We start from the raw sequence: 14,659 nt of genomic DNA, 5'->3' as shown, positions 1-14,659 counted from the left end.
CCGACGCCGCGGGCAAAGGCGAGGGCAAAGCCGGTCAGGCCGGCCGGCAGCAGTCCCGGCAACAGCACCCGGCTGATCGTCTGGAAGCGGCTGGCGCCAAGCGTGGCGGCGGCTTCTTCCACCTCCTTGTCGATCTCCTCCATGATCGGCTGCACGGTCCTGACGACAAACGGCAGGCCGACGAAGATCAGCGCGACGACGATGCCGGATGGCGTAAAGGCGATCTTGAGGCCGAGCGGCTCGATGAACTGGCCGATCCAGCCGTTGCCGGCATAAAGCGTCGTCAAGGCAATGCCGGCAACCGCGGTCGGCAGGGCGAACGGCAGGTCGACCATGGCGTCGATCACCCGTTTGCCGGGGAAACGATAGCGCACCAGCACCCAGGCGAGGATGACGCCGAAGACGAGGTTGATGACGGCGGCGAGAAACGCCGTGCCGAACGAGATCTTCAGCGCATTGAGCGTGCGCGGATCGAGCGCCAGCTCAAAGAACTTGGCCCAGCCGAGCCCGCTGGCCCGCCACACCAGCCCCGACAGCGGGATCAACACGATCAGCACCAGCCAACTCAGCGTGATCCCGAGCGACAGCCCAAAGCCAGGCAAAACACTCGGCTGGCGAAATCGCCAGCGGCTCCCATTGCGTCGGTCCGTCAAATTCCAGTCACCTTTTCAGCCCTGCAACCGCAAACGGTCGCGCCATCCCCTCATCCAAACCGAACATCAAGTCGCCGGTTGGCCGGCTTGTCAGAGCGCCGGTGTATTTCGGCGCCAAACTAACAATTTCACGGGCTCCAACAACGCAAATTTTTGACGCTGGGACGGGTCACAAGGAAACTGATTTCGCTTTTGAGCCGCGTCGATGGAAACACTCTACTGCGAATATTGTTCCATGCCGGATTGTCGATCACGCGGGTGTAACTTTCAGACAGGAAAATAAATACTATCGATTTTATAGATATTAGGCGTTCCTTGCTTCTCCGCCGTCCGTCGGTTGCGCATAGTCGGTTCAGAACCGGACCTGCCTGCAACGGGTCGTTGTAACTCCCGCATCGCCTTCGCAAGAGATTGATGTCATGGCAAAAACGCTCATCATTCCGGGATTGTTCGGGTCCGACGAGGGACACTGGCAACGCCATTGGTTGAGAGATCACCCGGATGCCGCTCTGGTCGAACAGGTCGATTGGAACCGGCCGAGGCTCGATGATTGGCGCGATGCTCTCGAACGCGAAATCCTCCGGCACGGAATCGTCGACCTGGTAGCCCACAGCCTCGGCTCGGTTCTTGTTGCCAACCTGGCGCGGCGTCCCCTGGCAAGACATGTGCGCAGCGCACTGCTTGTTGCGCCCTGCGACCTTGACCCCACCGACCGCCTGCATCCCGGCGCCATCGATTTCGGCGCGATGCCCGACCTGCCGCTCCCTTTTTCCAGCCTCGTCGTCGGCAGCCTCGACGATCCCTATATGGCTTTCGACCGCCTGCGGCACGCTTCGACAAGATGGGGTAGCCGTCTCGTCGACCTTGGCTATGCCGGCCATATCAATATCGCCAGTGGCTTCGGCCGCTGGTCGCATGGCTATGATCTGTTGCGTGTGCTGAACGGCATCGCGCGCCGGGAGCCGGCGCGCGCGCAACCGATCGAACTTGAGGTGATGGACCGCTCACCCGTGTCGAGCGGCCTGACCTGAAGCCTTGTGACGAGAGCCAGCCCGACGGGCTCTTCCACATGGCACTTGATGTTCAGATCGTTTCGCGCTCTAATAGCGCACTAACTTTATAGAGTATGCCGTCTAGGGATGACCATGCACCAAAGTGCCAGGCCAACCAGAACAACGGGTACGGGCTCGACCGCTGCCGCGGCGGGCGCTATGTTTTCCCGACCCCGCGACTATGTCGTATATCGAGACCTCGGTCGGCAATATTCACCATTCGGTCGGTGTCCGCGTTCCGAACCGAAACAGCCATGCATTTCAGACTTTGCCGGGGAGAACCGGCCATGGGAGAGTGCAGATGACTGTCCATGGATTGTTTGCGAAGGTCGCTCCCGAGGGGGCCGCTGCGAGAGCCAAACCGCACATCGCCATCATCGGCCGCGGCTTTTCCGGGGTGATGATGGCCATTGCGCTGATGAAGTCGGTGCGGACTGCGTTCCACGTCCACCTCTTCGATCCGCAGCCGACGATCAGCGGCGGGCAGGTGTTGGCCGCCGCCCAGAGTGGCGAGATCCTCAACAGCCGAGTGCGCGACCTTTCGGTCGCCGCCGGCCAGCCGGAGGATTTCAATGACTGGCTGTTGGCGAATGCCGAATTCCGCGCGGCCGTTTCCGCCGCCATTCCCGGCTTTCAGCAGATTTTCGTGCCGAAGAGCATCTTCAGCGACTACGTCTATCAGCGCTTTTCCGAAGCGCTGACCCGCCGGCCCGATATTTCAATGCAGCTTTCCTGTCAGGCGGTACTGGGGCTGCGCAAGCAAGCCAATGGCCGCTTCCTGGTGGTGCAGGAGGAAGCAACGGTGGAGTGCGATGCCGTCGTGTTGGCCACCGGCTTCGGCCTTCGCCAGGGCGAGATGGAGATCGCCGAGGAGGAGAAGCCGCTGGTGCGCGCCCGCCGCCTCGTCGTGCCGCGTCATGCCGTCCTGCTCGGCAGCGGCGTTCGCGTCGTCGACCGCCTGCTGCAATTGCGCGACAACGGCTTTGCCGGCGAGATCACCATTCTCTCCCGGCACGGCTTTCTGCCGCAGCCGCATACGCGTCTGGCGGCGGCGCCGACCTTTCCGGTCGAGCCGATGCCGACCCGGCTCGGCGATATCGTCCGCTTCGTCCGGCAGGCTTGCGCAGAGGCGGAAGCCGCCGGCCTTGGCTGGCAGGCGGCCATGAATGGCCTGCGCAGGCGCGCTCGCTCTCTCTGGCAATCTTTGCCTGAGGAGGAAAAGCACCGGTTCAACCGGCACCTTCGGTCGATTTATGACAGCCACCGCAACCGCCTGCCGGCGCCCCTGCACCTGCGGCTCCAGCAGGAGCTTGCCGGCGGGCAAACCACCATTCGGAAGGGATGGGCGGGCAAGCGCCGTCCTGATGGCTTGATGGTGCGCTGGGCGGGTGAAAACGGGGAGACGTTGCTTTCCGCCGATCAGGTAATCGACTGTCGCTGCTCGGCGCCGGACCTTCGGGCACCGCTGATGCAGAGCCTTTTTGCCGGTGGCCTGGCGGAGCCGGACGAGCTCAGTCTTGGGATTGCCGTCAGCCCGGCTGGCGAAGTTCTGGTCGGCGGGCAGTCGACGCGTAATCTCTATGCGATCGGACCGCTCGGCGTCGGCAGCCTGCCGGACATCGACCTTGTGCCCGAAATCGTGACGCAGACCTATGCGGCGGCGCGATTGATCGCCACCCGACATCGCGTGACGCTGAAGACCGGGTGACGACACCGGATCTCCCAAGGCGTCAGCGTCGTGTCGCCCACGGTACGAGCCATCGCTCGAGCAGGCGCGCCGTCATCTCGAAGACGAAAGCGACGGCCGCGATAACGACGATGCCGGCGATCACCACATCGGTCACCAGAAACTGGGCAGCAGACTGGATCATGAAGCCGAGGCCGCGTGTTGCCGCGACCAGTTCGGCCGCCACCAGTGTCGACCAGCCTGCGCCGAGCGCAATCCGTGTCCCGGTCAGGACCGAAGGCAGGGCGCTTGGCAGGACGACGTGGCGTAGCACCTGCAGACGCGACGCGCCAAAGGCGCGGGCCGCGTTGATGTGATCGCTCGAGGTGGATTTGACGCCGGTCGCCGTGGACAGAATGATCGGTGGCAACATTGCGAGCGCAATGACCGCGATCTTGGAGGCCTCGCCGATCCCTAGCCAGATGATCACCAGCGGCAAATAGGCAAGCGGCGGCAAGGGGCGCAGGAATTCCACGATCGGATCGAGGATGCCTTTCCCGAGCCGGCTTGTGCCGATGGCGATACCGGCCGGCACGCCGAGGAGGACTGCGACTGCAAGAGCCCCGAAAATCCGCAGAAGGCTGGCGCCCACATGCTGGGCGAGGGTCGCGTCGACGAAGCCTGTGACGGCAAGGCTTTGCAGAGCTTTGTAGACGGCGAGCGGCGAGGGCAGGAAGAGCGCCGAGACGAGGCCATGGCTGGAGGCAAGGCTCCAAAGGGCGAGCAACGCGACGATCGTTGCCAGGGATATCCAGGCGAGTGGTAGCGGCGATCTCGTCGTGCCCCGTTCCGGTTGCTCGACGATGTCGCGCGGTTGATGCGTCGTCGACGGCGCGCTTTCGATCGAGAGGCTCATGCGGCGATCCCTTCGTCTTCGGCATGGATGAGAGCGGTCAGTTCGTCATGCAAGTGCTGGAACGCCGGCGAACTGCGTATCTCGGCGAGCGGTGCACCGGCCAGAAGATCACGACCGAACGTGGTTGCGATCTCGCTGGCAATGCGCCCGGGATTGGGCGCGAGCACAATGATCCGGGTCGCGAGCAGAAGCGCTTCCTCGATACTATGTGTGATCAGGAGCGCGCCGACGCCGCTCTTCTGCCAGACATCGAGAAGAAACCCCTGCATCCGGCTGCGCGTGAGTGCGTCGAGTGCGCCGAGCGGTTCATCCATCAGCAGGAACTTCGGGTCTGACGCGAGCGCCCTGGCGATACCGACCCGCTGGCGCATGCCGCCGGAGAGCTCCCAGACGTGTCGGTCCGCCGCATCGGGCAAACCGACCCGGTTGAGGAGGCTCCGCGCTCTCTCCAGCCGCTCCGGCCTCGCAATACCGCGCAGATGAAGCGGAAAGGCGACATTGTCGAGAGCGGTCAGCCACGGATAGAGCGCATCGTCCTGGAAAACCACGGCCCGATCTGCACCCGGACCCGCAACTGGTCGGCCATCGACGCAGACCTGACCGCTGCTTGCCGCCACGAAGCCAGCCGCCAGATTGAGAAGACTGGTCTTACCCGAGCCGGAGCGACCGATGACGACGATGAATTCGTCACGGGCGATCTTTAGATTGATAGAGGCGAGAACCGGTGTGGTCCTGTTGTTGGAAGCTGCGTAGCGCAGCGTGATATTTTCGAGCGAAAGAACGGACATCCTGCTGTTCCAGGCTGGGTGGCGCCTCAACATGCTCGCCCAGCCATCTGGAAGGGCGAGCTACCGAACGGGCGGTCTCAGAACGAGAGCTTCGCTGCCTCCTGCGCCCATCGAGCGGAGACGTAGGACGTGTAATCCGGAAGCACCGCGGGAATCTTGCCCTGCTCAAGCAGGAAGGCCGAGGTCTCGGCGATGGCCTTGGCGGTCGCTCCGCCCAAGAGATCGGCACCTGCCTGCTCTTCAAGCGAAGGGAAATAGTAGCCCCTGAGCAGGTTCGGCACCTCCTCAGGCTTTGCACCGGTGAGGCGGGCGATCTTTTCCACCTGCGGCGAACCGGCGTTCCAGCTTTCCGGCTTTGCGCGGTAATCCGCATAGGCGTCGCCGGTCACCTTGACGAAGCCGGTCACGACATCCGGATGCTCCTCGGCAAACTTCTTGCTGACGATCCAGGCATCAAAGGTAGGACCTCCCCATTTCGCCACATCGCTCGAGGTCGCAAGCACGGTTGCGGTCTTCTTTATCTCGGAAAGCACCGGATCCCAGACATAGGCCCCGTCGATATCGCCGCGCTGCCAGGCAGCCGCGATTTCCGGGGGGCGAAGGTTGAGGATTTCGACCGATTTCGGATCGATGTTCCAGTGTTTCAGGGCCGTGAGCAGGCTGTAATGCGCCGTCGAAACGAAGGGGGTCGCGATCTTCTTGCCGGCAAGCTGCTCCGGCTTGTCGATGCCCTTGACGGCGAGGGCCTCGGCTTCGCTGATCAGTCCGACGACGAAGATGGTTTCGAGGGGGAGCTGCCGGCTGGCGGCCGCGGCGAGCGGCGACGAGCCGACATAGCCGATGTCGATCGACCCGGAGGCGAGCGCGGCGATCACGTCGGCGCCGCCATCAAACTTTTGCCAGGTGATCTTGGCTCCGGTGACGTTTTCGTAGGTGCCATCCGCTTGCGGCACCCGAGACGGCTCGACGATCGGTTGGTAACCGATCGTCAGCGTCGTTTCATCGGCGAGAGCGGGGAAGGTGGCCTGGCTGGCCAGAAGCAGGGCCGCGCTTGCGGCAAGAAGGGTGCGTCTGCGGATCGTCATTGTGTGTTCCTCAACGGTTGGGTCCTGGCCCCGCTCCGGAGCCTCATCACAATGCTGATTAAAAAGGTGGATTTTATATAGATAATTCTTTCCGTATTTCTCTGAACCGCACTGCTCCCATTCCAAAATTGAGCGTTTCGGCGCAGCTTCGTGCGCCTGCCGGGGTCCCGCGGCGAAGCTAGAGATCAAGGCCGCCGTAGCGGCCGTTGTGGTAGACGATCGGCTCGCCGGAGCCCGCGCTGATCGCCACGACCCGGCCGAGGATGATGGCGTGGCTGTGGCGCTCGATGATTTCCTCGACCTCGCAGTCGATCGCGGCCAACGCGCCGCTCAATGCCGACGCGCCGCTTGCCAGCCGAACCCAGTCGGCTCCCTCATAGCGGGCAGGGCCCTTGGCTCCGTCAAGGCCGGAGAAGCGCTCCGCCACCCTCTGGTGCTCTCGCGAGAGGACGTTGACGCAGAAATGCCGGTAGCGCTGGATGATCGGCCAGGTCGAAGACATCCGGTTGATATTGACGATCATGGTCGGCGGGTCCACCGACAGCGCCGTCGCCGAGGTGACGGTGGCACCCGTCCGGTCGTCCCCGATGCCGGCAGTGATCACGGAGACGCCCCCTGAGAAATTGCGCATCGCCGCCTTGAGGGCGGGCGCCGTGATCGGTTCGTAGCCGTTGCTGGTTGGAATACTTGCGTCGAATGCTGGAGATGCGGCGAGCGCGATCGTCATGGCCAGTCCCTCGAAAATTTCGCCTAATTCCCGATCGCAAACCGGCGATACGAGAAAAATTTTTCCTCGCGACAAAAATGATAGCCTGATTTTTGATTGTCAATAAATTTTATAGAGTTTATGTTTTTTATAATCGGCAAGGCGATCATGGCTGCCGAAAACGAGCTTGCGAGGAGGCATTTGCCGATGAACACTGCGCCCGTAAAAATCCCCGAAAAGATCAATGTTCTCTGGTTTCTGCCGACCCACGGCGACAGCCGCTATCTCGGCACCACACGTGGCGGCCGCAATATCGATATCAACTATCTGAAGCAGGTGGCACAGGCGGCCGACTCGCTCGGCTATTACGGCGTTCTCATTCCGACGGGCCGCAGCTGCGAAGACAGCTGGGTCGTTGCCTCGGCGCTGGCGCCGCTCACGGAAAAACTGCGGTTTCTGATTGCGGTGCGGCCAGGGCTTCTATCACCGACGCTGGCGGCGCGCATGACGGCGACGCTCGACCGGCTCTCGAATGGGCGGCTTCTGATCAACGTAGTCACCGGCGGCGACCCGATCGAAAACAAGGGCGACGGTATCCACCTCTCGCACACGGAGCGCTACGAGGTGACTGAGGAATTCCTCAACATTTACAAAGCCGTGCTTTGCGGCGAAGAAGTCGATTTCAAGGGAAACCACTTCGATATCGAGGGCGGGAAGCTCCTGTTCCAGCCGGTGCAGAAGCCGCATCCGCCGCTCTATTTCGGCGGCTCCTCAGGCAAGGGCCAGGAAGTGGCGGCGCGCACGATCGACAAGTACCTGACCTGGGGAGAGCCTGTCGAAGACGTTGCCAGGAAGATTGCCGAAGTTCGTGCGCTCGCCGACGCCGAGGGCAGGGACGTGACCTTCGGCATCCGCCTTCATGTGATCGTGCGCGAAACCGCCAAGGAGGCATGGCAGGCGGCCGACGAACTGATACAATATGTCGATGACGACACGATCGCCGCCGCACAGAAGGTGTTCGAGCGTATGGATTCGGTTGGTCAGAGCCGCATGAGCCGCCTGCATGGCGGCCGACGGGACAAACTTGAAGTCGCTCCGAACCTCTGGGCCGGGGTCGGATTGGTGCGCGGCGGCGCGGGCACGGCCCTTGTCGGCGACCCCGACCAGGTGAAGGCTCGCATGGAGGAATACCGCCAGGCGGGTATCGATAGTTTCATCCTGTCCGGCTATCCGCATCTGGAGGAGGCCTATCGTTTCGGTGAACTGGTGCTGCCGAACCTGCCGCTTGCCCATGCGGTTCCGGCCCGCGAAGCGTCGATCAACACCGGGCCGTTTGGCGAGACGATTGCCGGCGATCATCGTCCGAAACTGAAGGTTTCCCAATCGTGACAGGACCGGCGCGCCGAACCGTGATCGCAATCGTCGGCGGCGGCTTCACCGGGGCGGCGGTTGCTGCAAATCTCGCGCGGAACGTAGCAAGCGACGGCGCGACCATCATCGTCTTCGAGCCGCGGGCGCGCCTCGGCGCGGGCCTCGCCTATGACACGGACAATCCTGCGCACCGTATCAATGTGCCGGCCGCGCGCATGAGTCTGATCCCCGATGATCCCGACGATTTCCTCAACTGGATGGCGGCAAAAGGTGAACCGCGCGGCGATCCCGAGGCTCTGGCGGTCGATGGCAATCTCTATCCGCGCCGAGCGGTCTTTGGTCGCTACGTCTGCGAGTTCGTCGCGCCGTTCCTGAAAAGTGGAAAGGTCGAGCATCGGCGCGAACGTGTCGCGCATATCGATCGTCACGGGGATCGTTGGCGGCTGAGCAGTTCAGCCGGCACCGAACTGCTGGCCGATATCGTCGTTATCGCCACCACCCATCCGGCGCCCTGTGCCCCGCGGCGCCTGGATCAGGCGCTTGACGGCCACCCGCGCTATGTGGCGGATTCCACGGTCGCAGGTGCCCTGGCCTGCATCCGCGCCGATGATCACGTCCTTGTCGTCGGAAACGGGCTGACGGCAGCCGACGTGATTGCCTCGCTGGGGCTCGCAGATCATCGCGGGCCGGTCGTCGCCCTTTCACGCCGGGGCTTGCGGTCACGCGGCCATGCCGGAGTGCCCCAAGAGCCGTTCGGCGATTTCACCAGCGACCCGGTGCGAACCGCGCTCGAATTACTGAAGCGCGTCCGACGTGCCGTGCAGGACGCGGCCGATATCGGCACGAGCTGGCATGGGGTTTTCGACGCGCTTCGCAGCCAGGGTGGCCAGATCTGGCGGGCGCTGCCGGTGGCGGAGCGCCGCCGCCTCGTGCGCCATCTGCGTCCCTTCTGGGACGTTCACCGTTTTCGCGTGGCGCCGCAGATCGATGGAACGATCCTGCATGGGCTGGAGCAAGGGCGGCTCCGAATCCTCGGCGCTTCGATCGAGGAGGTGGAGAGACGCGGTCATGTCATCGCCGTCGATATCCGTCACCGACACACCGGTCACCGGGAGCGCCTGCTGTTCGATGCCTGTGTGGTGACGACCGGCCCGGCTCATACCGGCATTCTCTCGAGTCAGGCCTGGCTTGCAGACCTTGCTTCACAGGGATGGCTACGTCTGGATGACGTGGGCTTGGGGCTCGCCTGCGACGAGGCAAGCCGCGCGATCGGGGTGAACGGCACGGCTGAGCCATCGCTCATCGTTGCCGGACCGCTGGCGCGCGGTACCTTCGGGGAGCTCATGGGCCTGCCACAGGTCAACGATCAAGCGATTTTCGTCGCCGAAGAGATTGCAGGCATGCTGCTGAAGCCTGAGCGAAGCGGCCGACGTGTCGCTTCCGTGGCAAAAATCCAGCGAAGGCCGGTAACGACCGTTCGCGGCGCCGCTAGCCGTTGACCGGCGTGGTTTCACCATCGAGGCGCAGCGACCAGTCCTCGACCGTGCGCGTCTGCAGGCGCTTGGTCGCATAGTCCCGCCAGCTGGATGGAAGAATGGCAAGATTGGCGATCTCTTCAAGCGCATGGCGATTGAGCGTATCGACGTAGAGAAAGTGCCAGAGCCGGGCGATCGTCCACTCGGGATGACGGCGCTCGACGAGGTGCATTCGGTCGCCGGCCGAAACCAGTCCGGCTTCGATGACGCGATAGTACCAGCCGGTGCGGCCGGATTGCTGAAGGCGCCGCGCCATGTCGGGCAAGTCGAAGCGGCTGTTCAATTTCCAGCAGGGCTGCCGGCCCTGGCTCACTTCCAGAAGGGCGCCGCCGAGGCGAAACCGATCTCCGACCGCGACATCGCCCTCCGTCAGCCCCAGGGTCGAGAGATTTTCGCCGAAGGCGCCCGGCTGTTTTAACAGCGGTATGGAGCCGATCTCGTCCGTCCAGGCCCGATAATGATCCCGCGGGTAGTGATGCACCGCCTTGTCGACACCGCCGTGCCTTTTGAGATCGCCCTGATGATCGCCGGAAAAGCCGGTGACACAGAGCTCAACGGCGCCGTCGAGCGGATGTTTGTCGATGCCGCTCAGCGTCCCCCGATCGTCGATCGGCGCGAGGCTGCCGACGAGCAAGGCGTCGAGGGAGATCGGCTGCCGATCAATCATCGATCTGCTCCAGCCAATCGCCAATCATCGCTGCGGCGGCGCGCTCCAGACTGGGGCCGAAGCGCTGGGCATCGGCACGAAGATCCGGCACGCTCAATCCTGCCGCCGCAAGTTCGCAGGCATGGCCGACCAGCCAGCGTTCGAAGGCAGCCCCCGTCTCAGCCTCAGGATGAAACTGCAGGCCGAGGATCTTGCGCCCGCGCATGAAGGCCTGCTGTGCGATCTGCGGCGTCGACGCCAGCAAGTCAGCGCCGGGCGGCAGGTCATAGGTATCGCCATGCCAGTGCAACACGGAAACGTCGGCGAGATGACGGAGAGGTGAGGCGAGGCCTGAAGCAGAGAGGCTCAGCGGTGAGAAACCGATCTCCTTGATACCGGACGAATAGACGCTAGCGCCGAGCGCCCGAGCGATCAGTTGCGCACCCAGGCAAATGCCAAGCGTTGGCCGATCTGCGGAAAGACGCGCTTGCAGCATCGCGATCTCTTTTGCGACGAAGGGGTAGGCCGCCTCCTCATAGACGCCGATCGGGCCGCCGAGCACGACGAGAAGATCCGGCTCGATCGGATCGAACGAAAGATAGTCTGCATCGCCGACATCTCGATACTCGATGGCAAACCCCGCCGCATGCAGCGGATCCGCAAAGGTGCCAAGGTCTTCGAAATGCACATGCCGCACGGCGACGGCCTTCCTTGCAGTCATCATCCGTCTCCTCTAGCGGCGTCCATCATGCGTGTTGGGGACCGTGCAGCCGTCGCTCGTGCACCCGAGCGCTTCCGGACCAGCGGCAGAGAAGTCCGGGATCGGGGTAGCGAGCAGCGTGGCGAGGCGCGCGCCGATGACCATGTCGTCTTCGATCCCGAAGTGATGGTGTTCAACGTGACCGTCACGGCCGATGATGATCGCAGTTGGCGTGCCGCGCATACCGTAGCGCTCCATCGTCTTCGGGATCGGCCCGTCATCCGATGGCTGATCGACGGCGATCGGGAAGGTCAGCCGGTATTCGTGAATGAAGGCCTTGAGCGCGTCCGGCGTCATGACCGCGTGATGCTCGAATACCGAATGCAGGCCGATGACCTGCAGGTCGGTCTCGCGAAAGATGGTCTGGACCCGCTGCGTCTGCGGCAGCCCGTGCGAAACACAGGCGGGGCAGAGCATCTGAAAGGCATGGAGGAAAACGACCCGTCCGCGCAGCCCTTCGAGGCTGAAAGGCGCAGGCGTATTGAACCAGGTCGAAACGGCGAGTTCCGGGGCGGCGATCCGATAGTTGCTGTTCATTGTCATCTCCGGAGATGGCCGGACGGGCGCTGCCGTCCGGCCGCCTTGTCAGGCCGCTTCGCGAACGAGCTTCACACCGGGGAAATCGACCGGTACGGCAAGCGCGACGTTGATGTAGTTCGTGAAGAGATTGAGCGCGACATGGGCGATGATCTCGACGACATCCTGATCGTCGTAACCGGCATCACGCATCGCCCGCACGTCGGCATCAGTGATCTGGCCGCGTGCTTCGACGAGTTTTTGGGCGAAGGTCAACGCCGCCGCCGTCTTCGGGTCGGACGACTTGCCCCGTTGCGCACTCGCCATTTCTTCCGCGGTCGCCCCGGCCTTTCGGCCAAGCGTGGTATGGGCGGCCAGGCAATAGTGGCAATCGTTGCGATCGGCGACGGCAACGGCGATCTGCTCGCCGAGCTTGGCGCCGAGACGGCCGTTTCCGAGCGCGCCGAAAGAACCCCACATGCTGGCAAGGGCAGGCGGCGAGTTGGCGACCGCCCGGAACATGTTGGGGGCGATGCCGAAGGCGGAGCGGATCTCGCCAAGCAACTCGCCACTGGCGCCGGTTGCCGAATTGGGGTCAACTAGATTAATTCTGCTCATGGTTTTCTCTTTCTATTTGCGTGGAGGGAGAAAATTGCCGGTCCGCCGATGGCAGTCGTCGGACCGGCGCCGACATCATCGGCACCCGCTCGCGGTACTGAGAACGGTGCTCGCGGGCTCCGATGTTGAAGCTGGTGGCGAGAGCATGGCCGCTCGCTCGGTCTTGCGCCGGGCTCGGCTGCCGGCGCGTGTGTTTCCTTTCATTCTCATTTCAGGCCGCGCCGCGGTTGAAAACCCGCCAGGCAGCGTCCCGGTCCGCATCGTCGGCGCTTTCAAATTCACCGCAGTCAACGCGTAACTCCGCCGGCCCGAATGCGGCATCGACGAAGGCGCAATGGTGCGGTGCCTTCGGATCGTCGTAGACATGGGGGCGGAAGTAGCGGCAGTTGACGCACATGCGCTGTTCCGGAATGGCGCCAGCCGACTGCAGGCGGCGGATGATCCTGACGAGGTGCATCAGCAGGTCCTGCTGCTCAAGCTTGGAGAGGCTCGCGATGGCGTCTTCCGTGGCCGATGCCAGTTGACCGGCCTGGCGAACCGCGGCCTCGCCCTGCAGCGTCGCCGCGACTGAAAGGGCCCGCGCGTCGTTGGGGTCGGCCCGTTTCTCGACGAGCCCCTTGCGCAGGAGCGCGTTGACCGAATCCGTCGTGGTCGGCTGGCTGACGCCGAGATAGGCGGCGATCTGCTTGACGCGCATACCGCTTCGGTCGCGGGCGACGAGAAAGGTGAGTATTTGCAATTGCGTCGGATTGAGGCCGATCGCCTCGGCGGTCGTCCAAGCCTCGCTGCGCATGGCCGTTGCCACGCGCGATAGCCCGTCACCAATCCGGTCGACCAAGGTGGGTGTATTACCAGGTTCGTTGCTCATGCCGTCATTTGTATAGGAATCCTATTTATTGTCAATGAGCGCTGGAAAAGCGCCGCGAATTTGACGCGCATCAAAGTAGAGGGGGGATCGCGGGCCTATTTCTCTGTTCGAACAACCCGAGCACGGGCTGGTCGCTCAAATGGAGAAGACGATGTTGAATGCAATCAAGAGCGGATTGGGTATCGCCATCGCGGCAATGCTTGTCGCAGCACCTGCAGCCGCTGCAGACTTCGAAGTGCACATGCTGAACAAGGGCAAGGACGGTGCGATGGTGTTCGAGCCGGCATCGCTGAAAGTTGCGCCCGGTGACACGGTCACCTTCATCCCGACCGACAAGGGGCACAATGTCGAATCCATCAAGGGCATGATCCCGGATGGCGCCGAGGTTTTCAAAAGCAAGATCAATGAAAACTACAAGGTGACTTTCACCGCTCCCGGGGTCTACGCCGTCAAATGCACCCCGCACTACGGCATGGGCATGGTCGGCGTTGTCCAGGTCGGCGACGCTCCTGCCAACCTTGACGCCGTGAAGGCTGCCAAGAACCCGAAGAAGGCGCAGGAGCGCCTGGATGCCGCCCTGGCGGCGCTCGGAAACTAAAATCCGGCTACGCTTCGGAGCGGGGTGGGGACAGGCCGCTCCTGGCGACCGCGCACTGGGTGAGGCGCGACGCCATCATGCGGAACCAATGCGAAGGCTTCGCGTTGGTTCCGCATGGATCAGATCACCGCCGAATTGTTCCCGCCTTCACAGATTCCCTATCCCGTCATATTTGCGCGCATCCTCGGTGCGCTGTTTTTAGGTGCCGTCATCGGCTTCGAGCGCGAGGCAAAGGCGCGGCCGGCGGGGCTCAAGACCCATATGCTCGTCTGCCTTGCCGCCTGCACCTTCGGCATCATCTCGCTCGAAAGCGTCCGTCTCGGAGGTTTCTTCGACGATCGCGTCCGCCTCGATCCGTTGCGGGTTGTGGAAGCGGTGACGGCGGGCGTCGCCTTTCTCGCCGCCGGCACCATCGTGCTTTCCAGGGGTGAAGTTCAGGGGATAACGACCGGCGCCAGCCTCTGGCTCGCGGGGGCCATCGGTCTTGCGGTGGGCTTCGGTCAATGGGTCGTCGGTGGCCTTGCGGTTGCCTCCGCTTTCTCTGTCCTCTTCGTCATCGGCTCCATCGAGGCGCGGGCCATGCCCCACCAAAAGCCGGACGTCGAACCACAGGACGAGGCAAGCAATACCCACGCCAGGCGTTAGGGTTGACCCTCACGTGATATGATCGAGCGCCCGGCCATCTAAAAAGTTATCAATTTGCATGAGTTAACGACGCTACTATTTTGATTTTTATATTTATTATTGCTTGCTATACGGGATCTCTTTCCCAGCTCAATCTCGTGAAATCTCAGACCGGCAGAGCGTTGTGCAGGGAAAGATTCTGGCGGGCTGGAAGCGTACTGCTTCTCGTCCGCATGGCAGCGATCGGTCTCTCCGCT

General features: G+C 62.9%; 16 protein-coding genes. 6 read left to right on the top strand and 10 right to left on the bottom strand.

Going from position 1 to position 14,659, the window contains the following annotated elements:
• Nucleotides 1-653 (bottom strand): sulfate ABC transporter permease subunit CysT (gene cysT, locus BLU35_RS30205; RefSeq protein ID WP_093235838.1); only part of this gene is annotated, 653 nt, incomplete at its 3' end.
• A gap of 419 nt (nt 654-1,072) precedes the next feature.
• On the opposite strand from cysT, the gene BLU35_RS30200 reads away from it, so the two are divergent.
• Together BLU35_RS30200 and BLU35_RS30195 are read left to right on the top strand one after the other, a co-directional pair.
• Nucleotides 1,073-1,684, top strand: a complete 612-nt coding sequence (locus BLU35_RS30200; RefSeq protein ID WP_093235832.1) for an RBBP9/YdeN family alpha/beta hydrolase — start codon at nt 1,073-1,075, stop codon at nt 1,682-1,684.
• A gap of 322 nt (nt 1,685-2,006) precedes the next feature.
• Nucleotides 2,007-3,413: an FAD/NAD(P)-binding protein gene (locus tag BLU35_RS30195; protein WP_093235831.1), complete on the top strand. Its 1,407-nt coding sequence runs from the start codon at nt 2,007-2,009 to the stop codon at nt 3,411-3,413.
• A gap of 22 nt (nt 3,414-3,435) precedes the next feature.
• On the opposite strand, the gene BLU35_RS30190 is transcribed toward BLU35_RS30195, so the two are convergent.
• The 4 genes from BLU35_RS30190 to BLU35_RS30175 form a co-directional block, all read right to left on the bottom strand.
• The gene (locus BLU35_RS30190) at nt 3,436-4,287 is read right to left on the bottom strand and encodes an ABC transporter permease subunit (protein WP_093235829.1); all 852 of its coding nucleotides are present in this window, start codon (nt 4,285-4,287) and stop codon (nt 3,436-3,438) included.
• The gene (locus BLU35_RS30185; RefSeq protein ID WP_093235828.1) at nt 4,284-5,075 is read right to left on the bottom strand and encodes a taurine ABC transporter ATP-binding protein; all 792 of its coding nucleotides are present in this window, start codon (nt 5,073-5,075) and stop codon (nt 4,284-4,286) included. Before BLU35_RS30185 ends, BLU35_RS30190 begins: the two co-directional genes overlap by 4 nt.
• Before the next feature lie 77 nt (nt 5,076-5,152).
• Nucleotides 5,153-6,160 (bottom strand): taurine ABC transporter substrate-binding protein, encoded by a 1,008-nt coding sequence (tauA, locus tag BLU35_RS30180; RefSeq protein ID WP_093235827.1) that lies wholly within the window; start codon nt 6,158-6,160, stop codon nt 5,153-5,155.
• Between the two features lie 178 nt (nt 6,161-6,338).
• Nucleotides 6,339-6,887, bottom strand: a complete 549-nt coding sequence (locus BLU35_RS30175; protein ID WP_093235825.1) for a flavin reductase family protein — start codon at nt 6,885-6,887, stop codon at nt 6,339-6,341.
• A 186-nt stretch (nt 6,888-7,073) separates the two neighbouring features.
• Here BLU35_RS30175 and ssuD point away from each other — a divergent pair, with 186 nt between their 5' ends.
• Together ssuD and BLU35_RS30165 are read left to right on the top strand one after the other, a co-directional pair.
• Nucleotides 7,074-8,255 (top strand): FMNH2-dependent alkanesulfonate monooxygenase, encoded by a 1,182-nt coding sequence (gene ssuD / locus BLU35_RS30170; RefSeq protein WP_093235837.1) that lies wholly within the window; start codon nt 7,074-7,076, stop codon nt 8,253-8,255.
• A gap of 20 nt (nt 8,256-8,275) precedes the next feature.
• Nucleotides 8,276-9,736 (top strand): FAD/NAD(P)-binding protein, encoded by a 1,461-nt coding sequence (locus BLU35_RS30165; protein ID WP_286161670.1) that lies wholly within the window; start codon nt 8,276-8,278, stop codon nt 9,734-9,736.
• Here BLU35_RS30165 and BLU35_RS30160 read toward each other — a convergent pair.
• From BLU35_RS30160 to BLU35_RS30140, 5 genes are all read right to left on the bottom strand, one after another.
• Nucleotides 9,726-10,439: an MOSC domain-containing protein gene (locus BLU35_RS30160; RefSeq protein WP_093235823.1), complete on the bottom strand. Its 714-nt coding sequence runs from the start codon at nt 10,437-10,439 to the stop codon at nt 9,726-9,728. The two genes, BLU35_RS30165 and BLU35_RS30160, sit on opposite strands and share 11 nt — an antisense overlap.
• Entirely contained in the window at nt 10,432-11,139 is a 708-nt protein-coding gene (locus BLU35_RS30155; RefSeq protein ID WP_093235836.1) for a glutamine amidotransferase, read from the bottom strand. The genes BLU35_RS30160 and BLU35_RS30155 overlap by 8 nt, the downstream gene beginning before the upstream one ends.
• Before the next feature lie 12 nt (nt 11,140-11,151).
• On the bottom strand, nt 11,152-11,715 hold the full coding sequence (locus BLU35_RS30150; protein ID WP_093235822.1) for a redoxin domain-containing protein: 564 nt from the start codon (nt 11,713-11,715) through the stop codon (nt 11,152-11,154).
• 48 nt (nt 11,716-11,763) lie between these two features.
• Nucleotides 11,764-12,312 carry a carboxymuconolactone decarboxylase family protein gene (locus BLU35_RS30145; protein ID WP_093235821.1) on the bottom strand — a complete coding sequence of 183 codons (549 nt, stop codon included), beginning with the start codon at nt 12,310-12,312 and terminating at the stop codon, nt 11,764-11,766.
• Nucleotides 12,313-12,523: 211 nt separating this feature from the next.
• Complete coding sequence (locus BLU35_RS30140; RefSeq protein WP_093235820.1) at nt 12,524-13,180, bottom strand: MarR family winged helix-turn-helix transcriptional regulator; 657 nt, start codon at nt 13,178-13,180, stop codon at nt 12,524-12,526.
• A gap of 151 nt (nt 13,181-13,331) precedes the next feature.
• Between BLU35_RS30140 and BLU35_RS30135 the strand changes: the two genes are divergently transcribed.
• Together BLU35_RS30135 and BLU35_RS30130 are read left to right on the top strand one after the other, a co-directional pair.
• Complete coding sequence (locus tag BLU35_RS30135; protein ID WP_162765072.1) at nt 13,332-13,778, top strand: pseudoazurin; 447 nt, start codon at nt 13,332-13,334, stop codon at nt 13,776-13,778.
• A gap of 114 nt (nt 13,779-13,892) precedes the next feature.
• Entirely contained in the window at nt 13,893-14,423 is a 531-nt protein-coding gene (locus BLU35_RS30130) for an MgtC/SapB family protein (protein ID WP_058325177.1), read from the top strand.
• Nucleotides 14,424-14,659 lie beyond the last annotated feature (236 nt).

Origin of the sequence: Sinorhizobium sp. NFACC03, assembly GCF_900103435.1 — a bacterium.
Lineage (GTDB): Bacteria > Pseudomonadota > Alphaproteobacteria > Rhizobiales > Rhizobiaceae > Ensifer.
Note: the sequence above shows the minus strand (reverse complement) of the source record. Positions and strands in the feature narration are given on the sequence as shown.

Excerpts from the sequence above, each read along its gene's own strand:
- BLU35_RS30200 (WP_093235832.1), top strand. The coding sequence starts at position 1,073 with ATGGCAAAAACGCTCATCATTCCGGGATTGTTCGGGTCCGACGAGGGA.
- BLU35_RS30195 (WP_093235831.1), top strand. The coding sequence starts at position 2,007 with ATGACTGTCCATGGATTGTTTGCGAAGGTCGCTCCCGAGGGGGCCGCT.
- BLU35_RS30190 (WP_093235829.1), bottom strand. The coding sequence starts at position 4,287 with ATGAGCCTCTCGATCGAAAGCGCGCCGTCGACGACGCATCAACCGCGC.
- BLU35_RS30185 (WP_093235828.1), bottom strand. The coding sequence starts at position 5,075 with ATGTCCGTTCTTTCGCTCGAAAATATCACGCTGCGCTACGCAGCTTCC.
- tauA (WP_093235827.1), bottom strand. The coding sequence starts at position 6,160 with ATGACGATCCGCAGACGCACCCTTCTTGCCGCAAGCGCGGCCCTGCTT.
- BLU35_RS30175 (WP_093235825.1), bottom strand. The coding sequence starts at position 6,887 with ATGACGATCGCGCTCGCCGCATCTCCAGCATTCGACGCAAGTATTCCA.
- ssuD (WP_093235837.1), top strand. The coding sequence starts at position 7,074 with ATGAACACTGCGCCCGTAAAAATCCCCGAAAAGATCAATGTTCTCTGG.
- BLU35_RS30160 (WP_093235823.1), bottom strand. The coding sequence starts at position 10,439 with ATGATTGATCGGCAGCCGATCTCCCTCGACGCCTTGCTCGTCGGCAGC.
- BLU35_RS30155 (WP_093235836.1), bottom strand. The coding sequence starts at position 11,139 with ATGACTGCAAGGAAGGCCGTCGCCGTGCGGCATGTGCATTTCGAAGAC.
- BLU35_RS30150 (WP_093235822.1), bottom strand. The coding sequence starts at position 11,715 with ATGAACAGCAACTATCGGATCGCCGCCCCGGAACTCGCCGTTTCGACC.
- BLU35_RS30145 (WP_093235821.1), bottom strand. The coding sequence starts at position 12,312 with ATGAGCAGAATTAATCTAGTTGACCCCAATTCGGCAACCGGCGCCAGT.
- BLU35_RS30140 (WP_093235820.1), bottom strand. The coding sequence starts at position 13,180 with ATGAGCAACGAACCTGGTAATACACCCACCTTGGTCGACCGGATTGGT.
- BLU35_RS30135 (WP_162765072.1), top strand. The coding sequence starts at position 13,332 with ATGTTGAATGCAATCAAGAGCGGATTGGGTATCGCCATCGCGGCAATG.
- BLU35_RS30130 (WP_058325177.1), top strand. The coding sequence starts at position 13,893 with ATGGATCAGATCACCGCCGAATTGTTCCCGCCTTCACAGATTCCCTAT.